The 22,211-nt window shown below is 72.4% G+C and carries 25 protein-coding genes; 13 read left to right on the top strand and 12 right to left on the bottom strand.

Annotated features, from left to right (window positions below):
• Positions 1 to 7: 7 nt before the first annotated feature.
• Positions 8 to 508 carry a carboxymuconolactone decarboxylase family protein gene (locus tag P3X83_RS40365; protein ID WP_277310705.1) on the bottom strand — a complete coding sequence of 167 codons (501 nt, stop codon included), beginning with the start codon at positions 506 to 508 and terminating at the stop codon, positions 8 to 10.
• A 161-nt stretch (positions 509 to 669) separates the two neighbouring features.
• Here P3X83_RS40365 and sigJ point away from each other — a divergent pair, with 161 nt between their 5' ends.
• Positions 670 to 1,626, top strand: coding sequence for an RNA polymerase sigma factor SigJ (sigJ, locus tag P3X83_RS40360; RefSeq protein WP_277310704.1), 957 nt, complete (start codon positions 670 to 672; stop codon positions 1,624 to 1,626).
• Between the two features lie 23 nt (positions 1,627 to 1,649).
• On the opposite strand, the gene P3X83_RS40355 is transcribed toward sigJ, so the two are convergent.
• From P3X83_RS40355 to P3X83_RS40330, 6 genes are read right to left on the bottom strand one after another with little or no spacing between them, the layout of a single operon-like run.
• On the bottom strand, positions 1,650 to 2,147 hold the full coding sequence (locus P3X83_RS40355; protein WP_277310703.1) for a MarR family winged helix-turn-helix transcriptional regulator: 498 nt from the start codon (positions 2,145 to 2,147) through the stop codon (positions 1,650 to 1,652).
• A 46-nt stretch (positions 2,148 to 2,193) separates the two neighbouring features.
• Positions 2,194 to 3,756 carry an amidohydrolase family protein gene (locus P3X83_RS40350; RefSeq protein ID WP_277310702.1) on the bottom strand — a complete coding sequence of 521 codons (1,563 nt, stop codon included), beginning with the start codon at positions 3,754 to 3,756 and terminating at the stop codon, positions 2,194 to 2,196.
• Entirely contained in the window at positions 3,753 to 4,436 is a 684-nt protein-coding gene (locus tag P3X83_RS40345; RefSeq protein ID WP_277310701.1) for an ABC transporter ATP-binding protein, read from the bottom strand. Before P3X83_RS40345 ends, P3X83_RS40350 begins: the two co-directional genes overlap by 4 nt.
• A gap of 14 nt (positions 4,437 to 4,450) precedes the next feature.
• Positions 4,451 to 6,259, bottom strand: coding sequence for an ATP-binding cassette domain-containing protein (locus P3X83_RS40340; protein WP_277310700.1), 1,809 nt, complete (start codon positions 6,257 to 6,259; stop codon positions 4,451 to 4,453).
• Positions 6,246 to 7,103, bottom strand: coding sequence for a branched-chain amino acid ABC transporter permease (locus tag P3X83_RS40335; RefSeq protein ID WP_277310699.1), 858 nt, complete (start codon positions 7,101 to 7,103; stop codon positions 6,246 to 6,248). The genes P3X83_RS40340 and P3X83_RS40335 overlap by 14 nt, the downstream gene beginning before the upstream one ends.
• A complete protein-coding gene (locus P3X83_RS40330; protein WP_277310698.1) occupies positions 7,103 to 8,296 on the bottom strand; it encodes an ABC transporter substrate-binding protein in 1,194 nt (397 codons plus the stop codon). Before P3X83_RS40330 ends, P3X83_RS40335 begins: the two co-directional genes overlap by 1 nt.
• Positions 8,297 to 8,393: 97 nt before the next feature.
• Here P3X83_RS40330 and P3X83_RS40325 point away from each other — a divergent pair, with 97 nt between their 5' ends.
• Together P3X83_RS40325 and P3X83_RS40320 are read left to right on the top strand one after the other, a co-directional pair.
• Positions 8,394 to 9,329, top strand: coding sequence for a TIGR03619 family F420-dependent LLM class oxidoreductase (locus P3X83_RS40325; RefSeq protein WP_277310697.1), 936 nt, complete (start codon positions 8,394 to 8,396; stop codon positions 9,327 to 9,329).
• 339 nt (positions 9,330 to 9,668) lie between these two features.
• Positions 9,669 to 10,457 carry an SDR family oxidoreductase gene (locus P3X83_RS40320; protein WP_277310696.1) on the top strand — a complete coding sequence of 263 codons (789 nt, stop codon included), beginning with the start codon at positions 9,669 to 9,671 and terminating at the stop codon, positions 10,455 to 10,457.
• Here the strand turns inward: P3X83_RS40320 and P3X83_RS40315 are convergent.
• Entirely contained in the window at positions 10,450 to 10,950 is a 501-nt protein-coding gene (locus P3X83_RS40315) for a nucleotide disphospho-sugar-binding domain-containing protein (RefSeq protein WP_277310695.1), read from the bottom strand. The two genes, P3X83_RS40320 and P3X83_RS40315, sit on opposite strands and share 8 nt — an antisense overlap.
• A 321-nt stretch (positions 10,951 to 11,271) precedes the next feature.
• On the opposite strand from P3X83_RS40315, the gene P3X83_RS40310 reads away from it, so the two are divergent.
• On the top strand, positions 11,272 to 11,679 hold the full coding sequence (locus P3X83_RS40310) for a YciI family protein (protein WP_277310694.1): 408 nt from the start codon (positions 11,272 to 11,274) through the stop codon (positions 11,677 to 11,679).
• A complete protein-coding gene (locus P3X83_RS40305; RefSeq protein WP_277310693.1) occupies positions 11,676 to 12,875 on the top strand; it encodes a DUF6596 domain-containing protein in 1,200 nt (399 codons plus the stop codon). The genes P3X83_RS40310 and P3X83_RS40305 overlap by 4 nt, the downstream gene beginning before the upstream one ends.
• A 113-nt stretch (positions 12,876 to 12,988) precedes the next feature.
• On the opposite strand, the gene P3X83_RS40300 is transcribed toward P3X83_RS40305, so the two are convergent.
• Positions 12,989 to 14,467, bottom strand: coding sequence for a hypothetical protein (locus P3X83_RS40300; RefSeq protein WP_277310691.1), 1,479 nt, complete (start codon positions 14,465 to 14,467; stop codon positions 12,989 to 12,991).
• A 165-nt stretch (positions 14,468 to 14,632) separates the two neighbouring features.
• On the opposite strand from P3X83_RS40300, the gene P3X83_RS40295 reads away from it, so the two are divergent.
• The 5 genes from P3X83_RS40295 to P3X83_RS40275 all read left to right on the top strand — a co-directional run bounded on the left by P3X83_RS40295 (position 14,633) and on the right by P3X83_RS40275 (position 18,185).
• Positions 14,633 to 15,295, top strand: a complete 663-nt coding sequence (locus P3X83_RS40295; protein WP_277310690.1) for a response regulator transcription factor — start codon at positions 14,633 to 14,635, stop codon at positions 15,293 to 15,295.
• Complete coding sequence (locus tag P3X83_RS40290; protein WP_277310689.1) at positions 15,292 to 16,431, top strand: HAMP domain-containing sensor histidine kinase; 1,140 nt, start codon at positions 15,292 to 15,294, stop codon at positions 16,429 to 16,431. Before P3X83_RS40295 ends, P3X83_RS40290 begins: the two co-directional genes overlap by 4 nt.
• A gap of 29 nt (positions 16,432 to 16,460) precedes the next feature.
• Positions 16,461 to 16,796, top strand: a complete 336-nt coding sequence (locus P3X83_RS40285; protein WP_277310688.1) for a PadR family transcriptional regulator — start codon at positions 16,461 to 16,463, stop codon at positions 16,794 to 16,796.
• Positions 16,793 to 17,185 carry a DUF1048 domain-containing protein gene (locus P3X83_RS40280; protein ID WP_277310687.1) on the top strand — a complete coding sequence of 131 codons (393 nt, stop codon included), beginning with the start codon at positions 16,793 to 16,795 and terminating at the stop codon, positions 17,183 to 17,185. Before P3X83_RS40285 ends, P3X83_RS40280 begins: the two co-directional genes overlap by 4 nt.
• 193 nt (positions 17,186 to 17,378) lie before the next feature.
• Positions 17,379 to 18,185: a hypothetical protein gene (locus tag P3X83_RS40275; RefSeq protein WP_277310686.1), complete on the top strand. Its 807-nt coding sequence runs from the start codon at positions 17,379 to 17,381 to the stop codon at positions 18,183 to 18,185.
• On the opposite strand, the gene P3X83_RS40270 is transcribed toward P3X83_RS40275, so the two are convergent.
• On the bottom strand, positions 18,186 to 18,878 hold the full coding sequence (locus P3X83_RS40270) for a TioE family transcriptional regulator (protein ID WP_277310685.1): 693 nt from the start codon (positions 18,876 to 18,878) through the stop codon (positions 18,186 to 18,188).
• Between the two features lie 100 nt (positions 18,879 to 18,978).
• Between P3X83_RS40270 and P3X83_RS40265 the strand changes: the two genes are divergently transcribed.
• Both P3X83_RS40265 and P3X83_RS40260 read left to right on the top strand, forming a co-directional pair.
• Positions 18,979 to 20,145, top strand: coding sequence for an erythromycin esterase family protein (locus P3X83_RS40265; protein ID WP_277310684.1), 1,167 nt, complete (start codon positions 18,979 to 18,981; stop codon positions 20,143 to 20,145).
• A gap of 82 nt (positions 20,146 to 20,227) precedes the next feature.
• Positions 20,228 to 20,431, top strand: coding sequence for a hypothetical protein (locus P3X83_RS40260; protein ID WP_277310683.1), 204 nt, complete (start codon positions 20,228 to 20,230; stop codon positions 20,429 to 20,431).
• Between the two features lie 64 nt (positions 20,432 to 20,495).
• On the opposite strand, the gene P3X83_RS40255 is transcribed toward P3X83_RS40260, so the two are convergent.
• Positions 20,496 to 20,864, bottom strand: a complete 369-nt coding sequence (locus tag P3X83_RS40255; RefSeq protein WP_277310682.1) for a nuclear transport factor 2 family protein — start codon at positions 20,862 to 20,864, stop codon at positions 20,496 to 20,498.
• Between the two features lie 122 nt (positions 20,865 to 20,986).
• Between P3X83_RS40255 and P3X83_RS40250 the strand changes: the two genes are divergently transcribed.
• On the top strand, positions 20,987 to 21,565 hold the full coding sequence (locus P3X83_RS40250; RefSeq protein WP_277310681.1) for a hypothetical protein: 579 nt from the start codon (positions 20,987 to 20,989) through the stop codon (positions 21,563 to 21,565).
• Here P3X83_RS40250 and P3X83_RS40245 read toward each other — a convergent pair.
• Positions 21,538 to 22,170 (bottom strand): TetR family transcriptional regulator, encoded by a 633-nt coding sequence (locus P3X83_RS40245; protein WP_277310680.1) that lies wholly within the window; start codon positions 22,168 to 22,170, stop codon positions 21,538 to 21,540. The two genes, P3X83_RS40250 and P3X83_RS40245, sit on opposite strands and share 28 nt — an antisense overlap.
• Between the last annotated feature and the right edge of the window lie 41 nt (positions 22,171 to 22,211).

Below are 22,211 nucleotides of genomic sequence, written 5' to 3'. Positions count from 1 at the left end.
GCGGGGATCACTTGCTGTAGTTCTTCCCGATCGGCCGGCCCGGGATCGGCTTGCCGATCAGCGCCACCGGGATGAACAGGCAGAAGTGCCCGATCGCCATGGTCAGCGTCCAGAGCGCCTGCTCGTCGTAGTGCGCCGACGCCCGGGCGAACAACTCGTCCGAGACACGTTCCCCGGACGGGTTCGGCAGGAGAACGGCCTCCAGCAGTTCCAGCGCCACCCGTTCGGCGTCGGTGAAGTAGGGGGCGTTGTGCCAGGTGGCCAGGGCGGTGAGGCGCTCCTCCGATTCGCCCGCCTTGCGCATGGCGGTGCCGACCCGGATGGCGTGATAGGTGCTGCCGACGATCTGACCGGCGCGGAGCTGGATGAGGCTGATGGTGCTCTGCGGAACCGGTCCCTTCTGGATGGCGTTGTGCACCGCCGCGGAGAGCTTCGCCAGCTCGGGGAAGTGCTCGGTAGGGTCGAGCAGACGTGACTTGACCTCTTCGGTCATGGTCGGCGTGGACATGGTGCGACGTTCCTCTCGATCACGGTGAACTCTCGCGGCCGGGCCCGGGTCGCTCAATGGTCCGACGACACAGCCGCCGAGAATGTGAGGTGCGCTCCGGCCTCACAATCCGGCGCGCCGTCTCGTCGGACAGATGAGGACGTGAACCAGCGGGGGAGACGATGAGCGATCCATCCGGGCCGGGAGACGGCCCGCTCGATCCGAGCCTGAGCGCGATCATGAGCGAGCGGCGCCAGTTGATCAATCTCGCGTACCGGCTGCTCGGCTCGCTGGCCGACGCCGAGGACGCGGTGCAGGAGACCTATGCCCGCTGGTACGCCATGTCACCGGAGGGGCGGGAGGCCATCGAGTCTCCCGGCGCCTGGCTGACCAGGGTGGCCGGTCGTGTCTGCCTGGACCTGCTCGGTTCGGCGCGGGCCCGCCGGGAAAGCTACGTGGGCGAGTGGATCCCCGAGCCGCTGCCCGACCGCGCCGAGTGGGGCGAGGTAAGGCCCGCCGCCGACACCGCCGACCCGGCCGACCGGGTCACCCTGGACGAGTCGGTCAACATGGCCTTCCTCGTCGTGCTCGAAGAGATGACCCCGGCCGAGCGGGTGGCGTTCATCCTGCACGACGTCTTCTGCCACCCCTTCGCCGAGGTGGCCGAGATCGTCGGGCGCAGCCCGGCGGCCTGCCGTCAGCTCGCCTCCTCCGCCCGCCGCCGCATCCGCGCCGCCCGGCCGCAGGCGTCCGCGCCCGCGTCCCCGGCGGCGCGGCGCTCGGCCGTCGTCCGCGACTTCAAACGGGCCTGGGAGGCCAAGGACATCGACGCCCTCATCGGCCTGCTCGACCCCGAGGCCACCGCCATCGTCGACGGCGGCGGCCTGGTCAGCGCCGGGCTGCGGCCGATCGCGGGCGGCGCGCGGATCGCCCGCTACCTGCTCGGCCTCGCCGACAAGGCGGTCGACCCGACCATCCTGGAACGCACGGTCAACGGCCAGCCCGGCCTGGTCGCCCTGCAGCAGGGCGTGACCGTGACGGTGACCGCGTTCGAGATCACCGGCGACCGGATCAGCCGCATCTGGGCGGTGCGCAACCCGGAGAAACTCCGCCAGTGGCCGACGGAGGCGCAACCCTAGGGAAGGCCCCCGAAGGCCGCCGGTCAGACGCTTTCCAGGTGCTCCAGGATCCGCTTGAGCGAGATGGCCAGGTCGCGCCGCCGCTCGCTGTCGAGCTGCTTCACCACGAACGCCTCCTGCCGGTTGAACTCCGGGAACAGGTCCCGCATCAAGCGCTCACCGGTCACGGTGAGCGCCAGCATCACCCGCCGCCCGTCGGTGGGATGCGGGAAACGCCGCAGATGCCGATACGACTCCAGGGTCTTGACCACACCGGTGAGCGTGCCCTTGGAGATGCCCGCCTCGGCGGCGACGTGGCGCGGCTCGCTGTCGCCCCATATCCACACCACCCACATCACCACGAACCCGGTCCAGGTCAGACCGGTGTCACGGAGCACGGTCTGCTCCAGGTGATTGCGGATCGCCGAGGAGGCGCGGTAGATGTTCGACACCGCCCACATGGCCTCGAAATCGACGTTCAGGCCACCCAGTCGCTCGCCGATCGCCTCCTCGGTCTGCCGCAACGTGTGGTGTCCCGTCATAGCGCGAAAGTATAGTTCGGCATCTAACGATCTCGGCTCTCGCGGCTCAGGCACCGGACCAGACGACCCGGCCGTCGAACACGGTCAGCTCGACCGGCGCCGTCACGACCTCCTCGACGTCGGTCGCGCCGCTCACGAACAGGTCGGCCGCCATGCCCTCGCCGAGGGTGCCCTTCCACGTCTCGGCGAAGTCCTGCCTGGCCCCGGCGACCGTGTACGTGCCCAGCGCCTCGGTGAGCGAGATGCCCTCGCCGTCCCTGGCGGTCAGCGCGGCCACGCCCACCCGCCAGTCCGGGCCGGTCACCGGGGCGTCGGAGCTGCACGCGGTCAGCACGCCCGCGTCGATCGCCGACCTGGCCGGCCACTCCCGCTCGGCCGCCTCCGCGCCGAACATGTCCCGCGTCGTGCCGGACTCCATGGCCTGCAGCACCGGCTGCAGGTTGATCCCGTAGCCCAGCTCGCCCAGCGTGGCCAGCGCCGACGCGGAGGCGTACTGGCCGTGGATCACATAGTGCCTGGCGTCGTGCCTGGGATGCTCGCGGGAGATCGTGGCCAGCGCTTCCACCACGGCGTCGATGCCCCGGCTGCCCACCACGTGCACGCCCGCCTGCAGCCCGGCCAGGTGCACCAGGCGCAGGATCTCGTCCAGCTCGGCCACCCGCTCGGCGTCCGTCGCGCCGTGCGTGCACAGCGAGCCGTGCGCGCCCGACGGGTACGGCTCCCGCATCCACGCGGTCTCCGTGGGCGGGATCCCGTCGGCGAACACCTTCACGCCGAGCAGCCTGAGCACCCGCTCGTCCACGCCGTCCAGGTCCTTGGGCAGGTCGGCGAGGTAGGCCGCGGTGTCCTCCACGGACGCGCCGGACATGCCACTGGGCAGCCCGAGCACGCTCACCCGCGCGGTCAGCTCACCCGCCCGTGCCAGCTCCGCGTACGCCGAGAGCACGTCGGCCCCCATCCCGCCCGCGAACGTCGTGCCGCCACCCGGGCCCAGGCCCGGCTCGGTGAAGCTGGTGATGCCATAGCCGTTCAGCTCGGCCAGCACCTCGCGCAGCACCCGCACCATGCCGCCCTGGGGCGGCGGCACCAGGCCCTGGACCAGCCCCTGGTCGCCGTGCTGCAGCAGCCCCTCCCCGCTCAGCCCGGCCAGTTCCAGCGCCCTGGAGTTCGCCCAGGTGGTGTGGCCGGAGAAGTCCTGCAGGACCACCGGGTGGTGCGGCGCCACGTCGTCCAGGTCGGCCTTTCCCGGCATGCGGTGCTCGGCCAGCCGTCCCGGGTTCCAGCCGGTGCCCCGGATCCACTCGCCGGGGCCCGCCCGCCGTACGGCCTCGGCGACCGTCTCGCGCACCTCGGCGATCGAGCCGAGCGCCACGTCCAGGCAGAACGGCGGGCGGTGCAGCCCGTAGCCGCACGCGTGCAGGTGCGAGTCGTTGATCCCCGGCAGCACCACGCGGCCGCGCAGGTCCACCACTTCGGTGCCGGTCCACCCTGAGGCGTCGCCGACGTGCACGATCTTCCCGTCGCGCACCGCAAGGCCCGGCGCGGTCGGCCGCGCCGGGTCCATGGTGAGCACGCGCCCGTTGACCAGCACCAGATCCGCCTCGTTCACGTGTCATCTCCCAGATATGCGCGCTTGAGCGCGGCATCGGATTCGCGCAGCGGCGAGGGGTCGCCGCCGTATGTGATCGTTCCGTGCGCCAGCACGTACGCCGTGTCCGCCAGGGCCAGCGCCGCGTGGGCGAACTGTTCCACCAGCAACACCGCGCACCCCTCGTCTGCCAGCCGCCGGATCACCGGCAGCAGCCGGCGCACGATCCCCGGGGCCAGGCCCAGGGACATCTCGTCGAGCAGCAGCGCGGCCGGGCCGGTCAGGATGGCCCTGGCCAGCACCAGCATCTGCTGCTCACCGCCGGACAGCAGCCCCGCGCGCACGTCGAGCCGCCGGTCCAGTTCCGGGAACAGTTCGACCGCGCGCGCGGGGTCGCCGACCAGCGCGATGTTCTCACGGGTGGTCAGAGTGCCGAACACGGCCCGGCCCTGCTCCACGTGCGCCAGGCCGTACCTGGCGCGGCGGGTGCGGGGCCAGCCGGTGAGCACCCGGCCGCCCAGCCCGATCTCGCCCTTGACGGCCGGGACGACGCCCGAGATCGCTTCGAGCAGCGTCGTCTTGCCCGCGCCGTTCGGCCCGAGCAGGACCGTGACCCGGCCCCCGCCGGCGGTCAGCGTCACGTCCCTGACCACCGGCTGGCCGCCCCTGGCCACGCTCACGTCCCGCAACTCCAGATCCATGGGTCCTCCTCCGGTCAGGTCGTGGGCTCTTCGCCCAGGTAGGCCCGCAGGACCCGGGGCTCGGCGAACACCTCGGCGGGCGGCCCCTCGGCGATCACCTCGCCGAAGTCGAGCACCGTCACGCCCGAGCAGGCCGTCCTGACCAGGTCGAGGTCGTGCTCGATGAGCAGCACCGCGGCACCGTACCTGGTGGGGACCTCCCGCAGCCAGGCGCCGAGCCGCTCGCTCTCGGAATGCCCGAGCCCGGCCGCCGGTTCGTCCAGCACGGCGACGGCGGGGCGGGCCAGCAGCGTGCCCGCGACCTCCAGCAGCCGCCGCGTGCCCACGTCCAGCGCCGCGATCGGGTCGCCGGGCGCGACCGCCACCAGCCCGGCCAGCCCCTCGGCCAGCTCGGCGTCGCCGAGCGGACGGCGGGCCGCGAAGCGCAGGTACTCCCGCACGGTCAGCCCCACGGGCACCCGGTCCTGCTGGAACGTCCGGCGCAGCCCGGCGCGGGAGCGCCGGTGCACCGCGAGCCCGGCCACGTTGACGCCGCCGACCTCGACCGTGCCGCCGCCCGCCGGGACGAACCCGCTGATCGCGTCGACGAGGGAGGACTTGCCCGCGCCGTTCGGCCCGACCAGGCCGTGCACGGCCCCGGCGGGCACGGTGAGCGTCACGTCGTCCACCGCGACCACCCGGCCGTACCGGACGCTGACCCCGGAGATCCGCAACGCGTCCGGGCCGCCGGGCGGGGGCACGGCGGGTTCCAGTGCCGCCGGTGGCGTCACGGCGGGAGAGCCCGGCCCGGAGCGGGTACGGCGCCGCCTGCGCAGCACCGCGCGCAGGCCGTCGCTCATGCCCGACCCCTGCGTCATCGCCTGCACCGCGCCGACCGCGAACACCACGTTCGCCCACTGCTGCGGCACTCCCAGCCGCCGCAGCAGCTCGGCCACCAGCACGCCGAGGGCGCCTCCGATGAGCGCGCCCTCCGCGTGGTGAGCGCCCGCCATGATCGCCACCGCGTACGCGACCAGCGACTGACCGGGGTCGAAGTTCCGCGACACCACCATCGCGAGCTGCCCGGCGAGCAGCGCCCCGGAGGTCCCCGCGATGAACGCGCTGACCGCGAACGCGCTCAGCTTGGCCCCGGGCACGCTGGTCCCGGCCGCCGCCGTTGCCCGCTCGGACTCCCGCAGCGCCCGCCACGAGGCCCCGAGCCGGGTCCGCCGTACCAGCGCCAGGGCCACGCCGACCAGGGCGAACACCCCGCAGCAGAACAGGAAGAACTGCCGGTCGGAACCCAGCCCGGCCGGTCGGCCCACCACGATGCCCTGGCTCACGCCGGGGAAGGAGTTGGCGGCCATCACGATGTCGACGGTGGCCGCGAAGCCCAGGGTGATGATCGCCAGGTGCACGCCGCGCAGCCGCAGCGCGGGCAGCCCGATCAGCAGGCCGAACGGCACGGCTGCCAGCCCCGCGAGGGGCAGCCACACGTACAGGCCGCCGGGTACGCCCCACACGTTGAGCTGGGCGGTGGTCCACGCGCCGATGGCGGCGAAGGCCATCTGGCACAGCGAGACCATCCCCGCCTGCCCGGCCACCACCCCGAGGCTCTGCAGCAGCACGCCCGAGATCACCGCCGACATGGCGAGGAACACCCAGTAGGCGGGGAGCCCGGCGGCCAGCCCGTAGGCGAGCACCGCCAGGCCGACGGCGGCGGCGCCCCACCGCACGGGGCCGCGTGAGGCCAGGGCGCGCAGGCCCTGCGGCGGTGTGCCGTCCGGGGCCGGGGCGTCGTCCGGCGCGGTGCGGCCGAGAGTCGATTCGTCAGCGGGACGCATCCCACACCTCCCGGCGCCGGCTCCACAGGAGGATCAGCAGGATGGCCGCGAAGGGCACCACGTCGCGGTACTGCTGCACCACCGACGATCCGGCGAGCACGCCCTCCAGCAGCCCGAGCGCGATGCCGCCCGCCAGTGCGCCGTCCAGGCGGCGCAGCCCGCCGAGCAGCGCCGCCGCGCAGGCGGGCACGATGAGCATGCTGAGCGACAGGATGTCGCTGGAGCGCACCGGCGCCACCAGCAGCAGCACCAGCGCGGCCAGCGCGCCCGCCAGCGCCCACACGGTGATCGTGAGGGCGCGGGTGCCGATGCCGAGCAGCTCGGTGGTCACCGGCCGCTCGGCCATGGCCCGCAGGCGCAGCCCGAGCGGCGTCCTGGTCAGGACCAGCGACGTGCCCACGCCGATCACCACGGCCAGCAGGATGAGCACCAAGGCCCCCTGGGTGACCACCACGCCCGCGACCGTGGCGACCCGCCCTGCGGCCGGGTTGGGCAGCACCCGCGGTTCGTCGCCGAACGCGATGTAGGCGAGCGCGATGATGCCGATGAGCTGCGCGATCGACACGGCGGTACGCGTCTGCGGGCCGCTCTCGGCGAACCACCGGGTCATCACGAAGCCGCACCCGGCCGACACCAGCGCCCCGGCCGCCACCCCGGCCAGGGCGGCGGCCCAGTACGGCCAGCCGATCCCGGCCAGCGCGGCCATCACGTACACGCCCGCCACGCCGGTGGCCGCGATGGCGAGGTTCACCGTCGCGGTCAGCCGGTACATGGCGGTGAGCAGGAGGCCGAGGGCGGCGAAGGTGCCGCCCGCGGCCAGCCCGGAGACCAGCCCCTGGAACATCAGCCGAGCGTTCCGGGGTACTTGACCCACTCGGGCGTGATGACCTGCCACTGCCCGCCCTTGAGCTGCACGATCTTCCCGGCCCGGTTCGACAGGTGCTTGGCGGCGTCGCCGAACTCGTACGGCGTGCCGGTCATCTGCGTCTGGATCGGCTTGAGCGCCTTGAAGGCCGCCGCCACCGACTGCCGGGTGATCGGGCCCTTGATGCTCTTCAGCACGTCCACGAAGTAGGTGGCCGCCAGGTAGCCGCCCTGCCCGAAGGAGGTGAGGGGCACGCTCTTGGCGGTCATCAGCGTGCGCCAGTCCTTGAGCGCGGGCGACTCGGCGTCGGTGAACGGCTCGAACTCGGCGTTGGCGTACATTCCGTCACCGTCGGCGCCCAGCGCCTTGCCCACGGCCTCGGTGTAGGGGGCGGTGGTCATGAGCCAGTCGATCCCGGTGATGTCCTGCTGCTTGACGACCTTCATCCAGGAGATCGCCATCGGCTCGGTGCCGTTGTACAGGACCGCCTGGCAGCCCTCCTTCCTGGCCCGCAGCACGAACGGCGTCGGGTCGGAGTCCGGCTTGACCGTGCGGTCGTCGAGCGTGAGCTTCTTGCCGGTCAGCGCGGTCCAGCTCTTGACGGCCCCGCCGTAGGCGTCGTTGGTGTTGCCGAGGATCGCCAGGAACATGCAGACCTTGTCCCGCTTGAGCACCTCGGAGGCGTAGTAGAGGTTGATCGCCATGTTCAGGTACGGCCCGGTGTTCACGGGGGAGATCGCCGGGGACTCGAAGCAGGTCGGGTCCACGCCGGTGCCCTGGATGGAGACGATGCCGGACTGCTGGTAGAACGGCGCGTTCACCGCGCAGTCGAGCAGGCTGGCCGAGCCGACCAGGGCCACCACGCCCTGGTTGGTGACCACGTCCCTGGCGGCCTGGGCGGCCGCGGCGGGGTCGCCCTTGTCGTCGCCGCTGATGTACTCGATCTTCTGGCCGTTGACGCCGCCCTGCTCGTTGACCCGGTCGAAGACCGCCTTGGCGGCGGCCGAGGAATCGGGGAACGTGACGGCCCCGCTCAGCGAGCTGACTCCACCTACCTTGATCGGGCCGGTGCCGCCGGTGGGGGCGGCGGCGGTGGGTTCGTCGGACAGGCCGCAGCCGGTGGCGGCCAGCGATACGCAGAACAGGACGGCGAGTGCCCTTTTCGGGATCATGGGCGAGCCTCTCTTGGAATTTTGGAGGGATCGTAAGGTGCCGAACGATCCGTTTCAATAGCTAGATTGATAGAGATTGTTCGGGTATGAATGATTGATGGACCAACCCCGAATGCAACTCGTGCTGTCCGAGAACTGGACGATGACCTCCGGCCGCGACCTCACCACGCTGGTCCGGTGGGCGCGCGAGGCCGAGGACGCCGGGTTCGACTCGGTCATGATCAGTGAGCACATCGTGCTCGGCCCCGACGCGGGCGCGCGCGGGCGCATGGCCAACCCCCGCGAGTACGCGTTGCCGGGCAACCAGGATCCGTACACGCCCTGGCCCTACTCGCTGAGCCTGCTGGCCGCCATCGCGTCGGTCACCTCCAGACTGCGCCTGTCCGCCACCGCCGTGCTCGCGCCGCTGCGGCACCCGCTCGCGCTGGCCCGCGAGCTGGGCACGCTCGACCTGCTGTCGGAGGGCCGGCTGATCGTGCTGCCCACGGTGAGCTGGAGCAAGGACGAGTACGCGGCGCTCGGGGTGCCGTTCGAGCGGCGCGGCCGGCTCCTCGACGAGCACCTGGAGATCTGGGAGCTGCTGTGGCGTGAGTCGCCGGTGTCCTACCACGGGGAGTACTACCGGTTCGACGACGTGTACCTGGAGCCGAAGGCGTACCGGGAGACCGGGCCCGAGCTGTGGTTCGGCGGGGCCGGCGCGAGCCCGCACCTGGTGCGCAGGCTGGCGCGGTGGGGGAGCGGGTTCAACCCGCTGGGCTACCCGCCGGAGGCGGACATGCAGGCGCTGGCCGATGGAATGAAGGCCGCCGGGCGCGACTTCGGCGAGCTGGAACTGGCCGGCGGCACCAGGGCGATGTTCCCCGACGGGACTTCGTGCGCGCCGCTCGGGCCGGCGCTGGAGCACATCCCGGCGCGCATGGCCGAGGGCTACACGACGTTCTGCATCAAGCCATCGCAGTTCATCGACGACCCGGACAAGGTGGGCGAGTTCTGCCACGAGGTCATCCGGCGGGTCACCGCGCTGACGTCGTGAGGGCGGCCCGCGCGGGGGCGGGGCGATCAAAGCGTGAGCGCCTCCCTGACCAGGGCCGTGTCGGTGAACTGTTCGAAACGGCTGGCGACACCGTCCTCCAGGTGCCACACGTGTTCGACAGCACCTCGTCGACGCCCGCGTAGGTGCCCCCGTAAGGGAAACCGGCCATCTCGGTCCATCGCGCGCCGGGGCCAACATGGCCACGATGCCCTTGACGTCGCCGGCGGCCGAGGCCGCGTACGACGCGCGTACGGCGTCGAGGTTGTCGCTCATGACGGGTCCTTCGGCCAGGGCGTCGTCTATGAAAACATATAGCCTCTTGTCGGAAAGGAGTAGGCGATGAGACTCAAGGGTAAGGTCGCGCTGATCGTCGGAGGGGGTACGGGCATCGGCGCAGCCACCGCCCGCAGGTTCGTCGCCGAGGGTGCGAGCGTGGTGCTGACCGGGCGTCGCCCCGGGCCGCTCGCCGAGGTCGCGGCCGATCTGGGTGAGGAGGCGCTGGCCGTCCCCGCCGACATGGCCGACGGCGGTCAGGCGCGCGAGGCCGTACGCGCGGGGCTGGAGCGGTTCGGAGCCCTGGACGTGGTCATCGCCAACGCCGGAGGCCACGGGGGCGGCGCGGTCGCCGACACCGGCGACGAGGACTGGGCGCTCAGCATCGAGTCCAACCTGACGAGCTGTTTCGTGACGTGCCGGGAGACGCTGCCGGCGCTGGTGGAGTCCAAGGGCGCGATCGTCGTCGTCTCGTCGATCGCGGGCCTGGCCGCCGGCCCCGCCGTCGCCGGATATGTCACCACCAAGCATGCGCTGGTGGGCCTGACCCGTTCAATCGCCCGCGACTACGGCCCCCAGGGCGTCCGGGTCAACTGCCTCTGCCCCGGCTGGGTGCGCACCCCCATGGCGGATGAGGAGATGGACGAACTGGTCCGGCGCGACGGCATCACCAGAGACGCGGCCTACGACCTGGTCACCAAGGACGTTCCGCTGCGCCGCCCCGCCACCGCCGAGGAGATCGCCGCGATCTGCCTCTTCCTCGGCTCATCCGACAGCTCCATCATGACCGGCAGCGTCATCGTCGCCGACGGCGGCGCCACCGCCGTCGACCTCCCCACCCTCGCCTTCAGCTGACCCCCGCCATACCGCCCCGCCCCGTGGCCGTCCGTCCGGTCAGGGCCTCGATCTCGGCGACCGCAAGGTCGGTGGCCGTCTCGGCGGCGATCTCGTCGGCCAGTCGCCGCGCCTCGCGCCGGTACGACGCGTCGTGCAGGACCCGCTCGACGGCCCGCGCGATGGCGCGGGGCGAACTCCTCCGGCCCACGGTCACCCCTGCGCCGGCGAGTTCGATGTGCCGTGCCACCTCGGTCTGGTCGCGTACGAGCGGCATGCAGACCAGGGGGACCCCGGCGGCCAGCGACTTGACGGCCGTCCCGTGGCCCGCGTGCGTGACGGTCACCGCCGAGCGGCTCAGCGCGACGCGGTGCGGGGCCGCCGAGGTGACCAGCACGTTGCCGGGCGCGGGGATCGCCGCCGGGTCCACGGCCGGGCCGGTGGTCACCAGCCCGCGCACCGGCAGCGTGCCCAGCGCATCGGCGATGCGCGTCAGTGGCGCGCGCTGGTTCATGAACGACGAGCTCAGGCCGACCAGGATCAGCGGCGCGTCGCCTTCGGGCAGCCTCAGGTCGCCGTCGGAAAGGTCGCGCGCCCAGGCCGGGTCGTCGAGCCGGGGGCCGACGTGCCGCAGGTGGGCGGGGAAACGCCTCGCGGGGTAGTCCAGCGCGCGCGGGGACTACATTCATTTGTGTCACCAGTAAAGCCAAAAGCATGAGTGTGACCGGCGTCACCCGAATCCGCCGCGCCCGGTGTCGAGAACCGAGGACCGGCTCCGTCCCAGGGCAAGAGCGGCCATGATGGGCCGTGCGAGGACGAAGAGGAGAACGCGAGCATGAAGTATCTGCTGCTGAAGCACTATCGAGGCGGCCACGCCCCCGAGGCCGACTTCGTGCCGATAGACCGGTGGACGCCGGAGGAGGTCGACGCGCACATCCAGTTCATGCGCGACTTCGCCGCCCGCCTGGAGGAGACCGGCGAGTTCGTCGACGGCCAGGCCCTGGCGCCCGAGGGCGCGTTCGTGCGGTACGACGGCGAGGGACGCCCGCCGCTGATCGATGGCCCGTTCGCCGAGACCAAGGACCTCATCGCCGGGTGGATGATCATCGATGTGGAGTCCTGGGACCGCGCGGTCCAGCTCGCCGGGGAGCTCTCGTCCGCTCCCGGCGCGGGCGGCAAGCCGATCCACGAATGGCTGGAGGTCCGGCCGTTCCTCAGCGAGACGCACACGGTGACCGAGTGAACGAGCCGTTGCTGCGGGAACTCGTGCCCGCGGTGATCGGCGTCCTCGGCCGGCGCGGAGCCGACTTCGCGTCGGCCGAGGACGCGGTACAGGAAGCCCTGCTCCGGGCGCTGGAGACCTGGCCCGACGATCCGCCCCGCGACCCGAAGGCGTGGCTCATCACGGTCGCGTGGCACCGGTTCCTGGACGCCAGCCGCGCCCAGGCGTCGCGGCGGGGACGGGAACTCGCCATGGAGGTCGAACCCCCGGCCGGGCCGGTGACCGCCACGGACGACACCCTGCGGCTCTACTTCCTGTGCGCGCACCCGGCCCTGCCGGGAAGCTCGGCCGTCGCCCTGACGCTGCGCGCGGTCGGCGGCCTGACCACGCGGCAGATCGCGGCGGCCTACCACGTCCCCGAGGCGACCATGGCGCAGCGGATCAGCCGGGCCAAGCGGCGCATCGCGGGGCTGCCGCTCGACCGGCCCGGCGACCTCGACACGGTGCTGCGCGTCCTCTACCTCGTGTTCAACGAGGGCTACGGCGGAGACGTCGACCTGGCGGCGGAGGCGATCCGGCTCACCCGCCAGCTCGTCGCGCTGACCGACGAGCCCGAGGTCGCCGGACTGCTCGCGCTCATGCTGCTGCACCACGCGCGGCGCGCGTCCCGCACCGGCCCGGGAGGCCGCCTGGTGCCCCTCGCCGAGCAGGACCGATCGCGCTGGGACACCGCCCTGGTCGCCGAGGGAGTGATGATCCTGCAGGCCGCGCTGGCCCGCGACCGGCTGGGCGAATACCAGGCGCAGGCCGCGATCGCCGCCCTGCACGCCGACGCCCGGTGCGCGGCCGAGACCGACTGGGTGCAGATCGTGGAGTGGTACGACGAACTGCTCGCCCTCACCGGCAGCCCGGTGGTGCGGCTCAACCGCGCGGTGGCCGTCGGCGAGGCCGACGGGGCGCGGGCCGGTCTCGCAGCGCTGGCCGGGGTGAGCCCCGACCTGCCCAGGTACACCGCGGTGACCGCCCACCTGCAAGAACGCGCGGGTGACCTGGAGCGCGCCGCCGAGTCGTACGCCGCGGCCGCGCGCGCCGCCACCAGCGTGCCGGAGCGCGACCACCTCACCCGGCTGGCCGCCCGGGTCCGGCAGCGGGCGTCCCAGAGGGGCAGGGAGGAAGGTCCGCCGAAGCCAGCCGGGCCGGGTCGGTCAGCGCCGTGATGTGTCCGCGATCGTGCTGAACATCGCGCTGACCAACTTCGTCAACCGGCTCAACCACGTCTCACGGCAGCAGGCCGGTAAGACCTGGTGAGGTGAGCGGGGCGGCGTCCGGGCTACCGGAGGGTCCTCCTGTGGAGCACGGCGGCCGCCGCCCCAACGGCCAGGATCGCGTATCCGCAGGTCACGGCCAGCCCAGCCCACGGAGGAAGCGGGTAGTAGCCGCCGATCAGCGACATGTTCACGTCCACGTGCGCGAACGTGGGGACGCTCTGCGTGATCGCGAACCCGGCGGCGGGGGTGACCGCCAGCAGCCAGGGGGCCACCCCCGCCGAGGCCAGCAGGTAGGGCACGACGACCAGCGCGACGGCCAGCCCGCCGGCGACGACGGGCCGCCCGAGCAGCGCGGCGAGGCCCAGAGCCAGCACGGCGGCGACCGCCGTCAGCGCCGCGAAGCCCACGATCACCCGCAGCTCGGTGCCCAACGTGATCGGCTGGATCGGGTTCTGGTTCGCGCGCAGCAGCGCGAGCCCGGCGGGGACCACGATCCCCGAGGCCGCCAGCCCGCCCGCGAAGGCGACCGCGCCGGCCACCGTGGCCTGCGCCGCCAGCAGCCGCACCGGGCGCGGACCCGGCTCGGCCGCCCGCCGCCGCTGCGCGGCGGTGCGGAACGTGACCGCCGCCACCAGCACCGGGATCAGCCCAAGGGCCCCGCCGATCAGCGTGAGGTCGGCCCGCAGGCCGCCCTCCACCGTGGCGGGCCCGATGTCACCGCCCCCGGTCACGATGAACTTGCCGCCGGACTCGACGGCCCCGCCCGGGTGATGCGGGGTCTTGCCATCGGATTCCATGGCGACGCCGACGTCGTCGCGCCGCCACGAACCGCTCGCGCCCTGCGGCGTGATCTGGTCGAACGTGGCGGTGACCTGGGCGAACGCCTTCGCCGTGTCCCACAGCACGCCCGGCGAGGTGGCGAACAGCCCGATCTCGACGGTCTCCGGCAGTCCGGCCAGCCGGACCGCGCCGACCTTGGTCCACGTCCGGCCGTCGTCCGACTCGTAGCCGCTGACGGTGTCTCCCGACCTGGTCAGCCGCAGCCACTGCGGGCCGTTGTGCGGGCCGCCGGCCACGTCGTGGACGTAGTCGTGCTGCATCCGCACGCCGTGGGCCCCGGTGAGCATGACGGCGGCGTACGGCGTGCCCTGCTTGAGGGTCGGCCTGACCAGGAGCCCGGCCTTCGCCCAGGGCACCACCCCCTCCGCGACGTTGCGCACTCCGGGGACGGCGTCCGGCAGCCGAATCTGCCCGGTCATGCCCGACACCCGGGCCGTGAGGTCACCGTCCCCCTTGAGCGGCCGGTGCACGAAGTAGTACTTGTCCTTCACCGCCGTGCCGTCGGGTCCGACCAGGGGCGCGGGGCAGGGGCCCTCGCCTTCGCCGGTCACGCATGAGCTGCGGGCGCCCCCGGCGAGCAGCAGTCCTAGCGACACGGTGACCAGCACGGAGGCCGCGACGGCGAGCACCCGGCCGCGCCCGGCGCGGAACCCGGCCCACTCCGCGCGCAGCAGCCGGAGGAAAGAGGTGGATGAACTCATGCCGACGGTTGTACGCGGCGACCGGTCGCGGCCCGGTCGCACGCGTCGCGACTCTGCCGCGACTCTGCCGCGACTCTGTTGCGACAAGGGATCTGGCATCGTTGCGGGCATGGCACCTCGACCCGGCGGCCGATCCGGCCGCCCCGCGACCGGCGGTGTTCGACGTTGAGGGTCCTCGTCGCCGAGGACTTCGAGGTCCTCGCCCGTTCCATCGGCACCGGGCTGCGCCGCGAGGGCATGGCCGTGGACGTCGTCCTGGACGGCGCCGCCGCCCTCGACCGCCTGGCCGTCACCCGCTACGACGTGTTGATCCTCGACCGTGACCTGCCCGGCGTCCACGGCGACGACATCTGCCGGCGGCTCGCCCACGAGCGCAGCCCGACCCGCGTGCTGATGCTCACCGCCTCCGGCACCATCGAGGACCGCGTGGAGGGCCTCGGCCTCGGCGCCGACGACTACCTGCCCAAGCCGTTCGCGTTCGCCGAACTGGTCGCCCGCGTCCGCGCCCTGGGCCGCCGCGCCACCCCGCCGGTGCCGCCCACCCTCGCCTGGGGGGACATCACCCTCGATCCGGCCCGCCGGGTCGCGTCCCGGGACGGCCGGCGGCTCGCGCTGAGCCCCAGGGAGTTCGCCCTGCTCGAATGCCTGCTCGCCGTGCCGGGAGTGGTCATCTCCGCCGAGGAGCTGCTCGAACGCGTCTGGGACGAGGCCGCCGACCCGTTCAGCAGCGCCGTCAAGCACACCATGCACCGGCTGCGGGCCAAGCTCGGCGACCCGCCCGTGATCGAGACCGTCCGCGAAGGCGGCTACCGCATCGGGCCGTCATGATCTCCGGGCGGCTGGTCAGAAGGTCGTTGCGGACGCGGCTCGCGCTCGCCTACGCGGCGGGGGTCTACGCCGCCGGGGTCTTCGTGGTCGTCCTCATCGACATCCCGCTCGCGGGCGTCCAAGCCACCGTCCCCGGGGACGAGCCCGCGTCAGGCGTGATCACCGGCACCGGAACGGGGATCGACCTGCCCCGGCTCCTTTTGGGGTCCGCGGTCGCCCTGATCCTGCTGATCCCGGTCGCCCTGGCCCTCGGCTGGTACGTCGCGGGCCGGTTCCTGCGCCCGCTGAGTGCCATCACCGCCACCGCCACGATGATCTCCGCCGGAGACCTTCACCGGCGTCTCGGCCTGGGCGAGCCCACGGACGAGCTGACCGAGCTCGGCCGCACCCTGGACGACCTGCTCGCCCGCCTGGAGGCCGCCTTCGACGCCCAGCGTCACTTCGTCGCCAACGCCTCCCACGAGCTGCGCACCCCGCTGGCGGGGCTGCGCACCCTGCTCGAAGTCACCCTGGCCGATCCCGGCGCCGACGCCGAGACCCTGCGCGCGGCCTGCCGGGAGGCGCTGGCCCTGGGCGAGCACCAGGAGCGGCTGGTCCAGGCGCTGCTCGCGCTGGCCACCAGCGAGCGCGGCGTCACCCGCTGGGACACCCTCGACCTGGCCCACGTCGCCGGGCAGGCGCTCGCCTCCCGACGCGACCAGGCCGCGCGGGCGGGCATCGACCTCGCCGGGGACCTGACGCCCGCGGTGACGGCCGGAGACCCGAGGCTGATCGAAAGCCTCGTCGCCAACCTGATCGACAACGCCGTCCGTCACAACCACGCGGATGGGCACGTGCGGGTCACCACGCGGACCTCCGGCGCGCACGCGACGCTCACGGTCACCAACAGCGGGCCGGTGATTCCCGGCGACCAGATCCAGCGTCTCCTGCAGCCCTTCCAGAGGTCGGCGCCCGAGCGCCACGGCCACCGCGACGGTTACGGGCTCGGCCTCGCCATCGTCGACGCCGTCGCACGGGCGCACCAGGCCGTGCTCACCATCGACGCGCGTCCCGAAGGGGGCCTGTCCATCACCGTGCGGTTCACGCAGGGACGAGACCTTGCGGCCCCGCTATTCAGTGTTACTATGTACCAGTAGTCAGCATTACTTAGTAGCTGAGGTGTTCCATGGGCAAGCAAGTGACGGAGATGCTCAAGGGAACGCTGGAGGGCATCGTCCTCGCGATCCTGTCCGGCCGGTCCGCGTACGGCTACGAGATCACGGCGTGGCTGCGCGACCAGGGCTTCACCGACATCGCCGAGGGCACCGTCTACGCGCTGCTCGTCCGGATCGAGCAGCGCGGCCTCGTCGACGTGCGGAAGGTCGCCTCCGAGAAGGGGCCGCCGCGCAAGGTGTACTCCCTGAACGCCCAGGGACACGAGCATCTCGAAGAGTTCTGGAGGACCTGGAGCTTCCTCGCAGAACGGCTCGAACAGCTCCGCAGCGGAGGGAAGCAGACATGACATCAGAGCCGGCCGAGCCGAAGAGCCGCTACCTGCAGTACCTGGAACTGGTCATCGGGCCGCTCGAACAGAAGCGGCGCTACCGGCAGTTCAAGGCGCGCACGGAGCGGCTTCCCGCCGGGTACCGCATCGCCATCGACGCGCTGCAGCGGTACATGCAGCACTTCGGGCCGGGGGAGGCGGAGGGCCTGCTGTCGATGCTGGAGGACCTCGCCGACCTCTTCGAGCAGAGCGCGGCCGACGGCATCCCGATCCGCGAGGTCGTCGGTGAGGACCCCGTGGAGTTCGCCGAGGCGTTCCTGCGGAACTACCCCGAAGGACACTGGGTCAGCCGGGAGCGCGAACGGCTGAACAAGGCCATCGACCGCGCCACCGGCGACGACTCCTGAAGACTCTCCCGATCACCCGGGACGCGTGACCGCCGGCCGGTGCCGTTGACGGAAAGCGCCCTCATCCCCACGCCGCAGCGCCCCACCTTCCTCAGCCGTGCCCGGGACCGGGCCGACGGCCGGGCGCGCGGCTTCCCCTGACGGACCCAAAAGGGGCAACATGTCCGGCTCGCAATGGCGAGGTCGCCTCGCCGTGCCCGAAAACCCCCATCCGACCACCGAACGGTCACTCGCCCCCGACCTGGCGCGCGGCTTCATGCTGTTGCTGATCGCGATCGCGCACGCGCCGGTCTTCGTCGGCCCCGCCGCCCCCGACCCTCCGGTGCTCGACACCCTCAGTCAGTTCCTCAAGGTCTTCGCCGCCGACAACCTCGCGCGGGTGCTGTTCGTGTTCCTGTTCGGCTACGGCCTCGGTCAGCTCACCGGCCGCCGGTCCGCCGCCGGCGAGGACTGGCCGCCGATCCGCGGGCTGCTGCGCCGCCGCGGATTCTGGCTGCTCGTCATCGGCTTCCTGCACGCGACGCTGCTGGTGCCGATCGACATCGTCGCGACGTACGGCATGGCGTTGCTGATCATGACGCCCGTCCTGCGCGCCCGCGACTCGGTGCTCCTCTGGACGGCGGCGATCTCCTTCGTGCCCGCGACGGCCATGGTGGCCTGGACGACCGTCCGGGCGCACGCCGCGGCGGCGGCCGGCCACCCGGAGACGCTGGCGGCGTTCATGCGGGACGACTTCGCCGGGCAGGTGCTCTTCCACCTGGTGATGTGGCCCGCCAAAGCGCCGGCGACGGTCCTGCTCGTGGTGCCCGGCATCGCGATCGGCGTCTGGGCCGCCCGGCGCCGGATCCTCGACGAGCCCGAGCGGCACGTGGCCCTGCTGCGCCGCGGCACCGTCGCCTTCCTCGCGCTGGCCGTCGCCGGCAGGCTCCCGATGACGCTGATGCGCCGGGCCGGTCACCGGGGGCCCTTCGAGATCGCCCTGCGGCGGCTGTCCCGCTGATCAACCGCCGGCGGTTTCACGGGCCCGCAAGTAGGCGTCCAGCTCGGCGGCGCCCCTGAGCATGGCGCGGCCCCGGGCGGACAGGCGGGTCCGCCAGTCGCGCAGCGCCGACTCCAGCGGGGCGACGCCTCCGGCGGAGCGGACCTGGGCGATCAGCGGGGCGATCTGCTCCAGCAGGTAGCCGCCCCGTCTGAGCTGGTGGGCCAGCCGGGCGTCGCGCACGTCGGCCGCGTCGTAGACCCGATATCCCGTCTGCGGATCGCGGCGCGGCCGTATCAGCCCGGCCTTCTCCCATTTGCGCAGCGTGGCGGGGCGAATGCCGAGCCGCCTGGCCAGCGGGCCGATGAAGGTGTCGCCGCGCTCCTGCGGCACCGGCGCCAGGTCGCGCAGCGCGGCCTCGACGGCCTGCAGGGTGCGGCGGTCCTCGGTGAGCTGGCCATGGCTCTCGTCGATGATCCGCAGCGCGTCGTCGGTGGCGCCCCGGCCGACCGCCTGCATGATCGACGTCGCCACCTGGTGACCGTGGCCGGGCACGAGTGCCAGAAAGGCGCGCAGTGCCTGCGCGTGCGACGGTGTGTAGGTGCGGTACCCGTGCACGGTGCGTTCGGCGGCGGGCAGGATGCCCGCGTCCTCGTAGTTCCGGACCGCCTGAGTGGACAGGCCGTGCTCGCGTGCCAGGTCTACCGGCCTCATGGATACATCACCGTTTGAAGGTCAGTCGCAGTGGACCAGCGATTTCTAGGGATTCTTCAGGAAAAGTTTAACTGGTGTGTTCAACGATACTGTCGAAGGTATGGACATCAAGGACACAGCCCTGCCATTCGACGGCCAGGGCGTCTCGGAGTTCCTCCGTTCCCTCCCCGGCAAGCCCCTGCTGCTCGGCCTGGGCGAGGCCAGGCACTTCGTGGGGGCCCTGCAGGAGTCGCGCAACGAGCTCTTCCGGCATCTGGTCGAGCACGAGGGCTACCGTGCGTTCGCCATGGAGAGCGACTGCCTCATGGGCCTGGTTGTGGACGACTACGTCACGACGGGCGCGGGCACGCTCGACGACGTCATGGAGCACGGATTCAGCCACGGCTTCGGCGCGTCGCCGGCCAACCGCGAGCTGGTGCGCTGGATGCGGGCCTACAACGAGGAGCACGAGGAGAAGCTCCGGTTCTTCGGGTTCGACGCCCCGCTGGAGTACTGGGCGGCGAGCCCGCGTCAGGCGCTCACCTCCCTCTACGACCTGCTCGACGGCCCGCTCCCCGGCGCCGTGGTGAGCGCCGAGACCCTCGACGCGCTGCTCGGCCCGGACGACCGGTGGTCGAACGAGGCCACCGCCATGGATCCGTCCCTGTCGATCGGCCGGACCGCCGAGGCCGAACGGCTGCGGCTGATCGCCGACGACCTGGCGGCGCTGCTCGACACGCAGTCGCCCGGGCTGAGGGCGGAAGTCCGGGAGCGGGCGGCACTGTACGCGCGCACCGCCGCCGGCCTGCTCCGCTACCACTACTGGATGGCCGACGAGTCCCGGGCGCGCTGGACCAGGCTGTCGGCCCTGCGCGACGCGATGATGGCCGCCAACCTGCGGGCCGTGGCCGAGCGCGGCCCGGCCCTGGTCTTCGCCAGCAACCTCCACCTGCAGCGGAACAAGAGCCTGATGGCTTTCGGCGACCAGCGGTTGGAGTGGTGGAGCGCGGGGGCGCTCGCCGCGACCCACCTCGGCGACCGCTACGCCTTCCTGGCCTCGGCCTTCGGAACGGCCGACGGCGACACCCCGGCCCCGGAGACCGTCGAGGGCGTCCTGTCCACGCTCCCGTGGGACCGGACCATCATCGACGCCCGCCGCCTGGCCGCGGCCGTCCCGAGACCCGAACCGCGCGAATCCCGTGATTTCGCCTATTTCCCGCTGGACCCGGCCCACCTCGACATGATCGACGGCATCGTCTTCCTCAAGCGGGTCGCCTGGTCGCACTGACCGGACCGGCCGATCGTGGCGGTCACCCGGCCTCCGCCCTGACCGCCACGATCGTGGCCCCGGTGTGGATTGTCGTAGCGGGGTGGCAGCATGGCGCCTGGTGGGCGGGTTCGAGGAGCGGCACGCGTCGGTGCTCGCCCGGCTCGGCCCGCACAAGACCGGCAAGGGATGCCTCTACCAAAAGCGGCTCGGCGACAGCGACGAGAGCGTGCTGCGCGAGCTGGTCGACCGCACGGTGCGGGTGCACAAGGGCGTCGACCGGAGCTCCCGCGCGGCAGACGCCTGACCCCGGCGCTCCGCGAGGGCGGCCTGGTGTTCCTCCAAGCCGCCCGCACGCGGAGCCGGCCGGGTCAGCGGTGGTCGTTCTCCTTCAGTTCGATCACCCAGGCGCGGCGCTCGGCGATCTTGCCGTCGCGCATCACGAACACCTCCGCCATGGACATGCGCAGCTCGCCGCCCTCGGCCCGCTCCACTGTGCCGCGCAGCTCGGCCATCACGACGTCGTTCTGCTCGACCATGCGGACGACCTCCAGCCGGGGAGGGTCGATGAGCCCGGGAGGGCCGTCGATCGCCTTGTCGTAGGCGTCCTTGCCGGTCAGGTTGAAGGCGCCGAAGACGGTCCACTCGATGTCATCGGTCAGGCAGGACAGGATCTGCTCGTGATCGTTCTTGCGGAATCCGTCGAGGTAGGTGTTGATGGTCTCGATGTTTCGTGACATGTCCGTTCCTTCGTTCCGGGGCTTCCTCGTAGGTGGTCGGAACGGCCCGCGCGTTCTCGACATCACTCCGGCGGAATTCTCCGGCGACCGCCCGCCGGGTTCGCTGGGTTCGCGGGATGTCGATGGATTCGCCGCGGTCGCGCGCCCTCGATGACGCCGTCCGGCTGGCCGGGGTGGACCTGCTGTACCTGGGCACGGTCCGCCAGTCGCGGAGCACCTGGGAGCGGGAGCCCCACCTGCTCCAGGACTGCGTCCTGCGCCTCGACCGGCCGCTCGGCCTCGACCTGCTCGATCAGGTGCGCCCGCCGTCCGAGCCGGGTGACCTGCCCGGCCTGGACTGGCTTGAGCGGATCGGCACGGATCGCCCCGCCGCGCTGCGGCTGCTCATCGAAGGCCGGCACCCGCCCGCCGCCCCGGCCGGAGACGACCACCGGCCGTCCCCGCTGCGCGTGCCGCCGATGCTGGCCGGGCCCCGCCTCGGCGACCTGGCCCGTTCCCCGATCATCCAGCGCCTTCTCTCGGTCAGCGAGGAGTTCGGCGCCGCCTGGCGGGACCACCGCATCGAGGGCTTCACCTCCCGCGAACGGCTCTTCCACCACCCCACCGCGGGCGTCCTGCGCTACGAACACCACCGCCTGGCCTTCGCCGACCAGCCCGACCCGCACGCGGTCATCTACACTCCGGCCGCCCCCGCTGCTTGACGGCCCGACCCCGGGCCGGTCAGGCAGTGCTGGACGACGGGGCCGAACAGGGCCACCAGGTCGTCCACGGACGCCGAGGCGATCGGCTCGATCCGGACGATGTAGCGGGCCACCGCCAGGCCGAGGATCTGCACGTTGACCATGCCGGCCCGTAGTCCGGCGTCCGGCGTCCCGAGCATCGCGGCCAGGCGGCCGGACAGCTCCCGGTCGATGTACTCGCGCAGCAGTTCCTGGGATCGGTCGTGCGTGGGGGCCGAGCGGGCGAGGGTCACCAGCGGGGCGCGGTCGGATCGGTCGAGGTTCTCGACGAGCGTACGGATGATCCGCTCGCCGATGCCGTCGAGGCCGTGGTCGAAGATCGACTCGATGGCCGGGGGCACCCGCTCGGGCAGCTCGATCGCGGCGGCGAACAGCCCCTGTTTGGTGCGGAAGAAGTAGAAGACCATCGCCGGGTCGACTTCCGCCTCGGCGGCGACCGCGCGCACCGTGGTGCCGCCGTAGCCGTGCTCGCGGAACAGCGCGCGGGCGGCGTCGAGGATGCGCTGCCTGCTTTCCGCGCCGGTTCGCCAGCGGCCGGGACGGCCGGGGTTCTCAGGTTCTGACATGGCCGGGCCAGTCTATCGACATTTTCTTCACCGCTCGATGA

Source organism: Spongiactinospora sp. TRM90649 (assembly GCF_029382225.1).
Taxonomy (GTDB): Bacteria; Actinomycetota; Actinomycetes; order Streptosporangiales; family Streptosporangiaceae; genus Spongiactinospora.
Note: the sequence above shows the minus strand (reverse complement) of the source record. Positions and strands in the feature narration are given on the sequence as shown.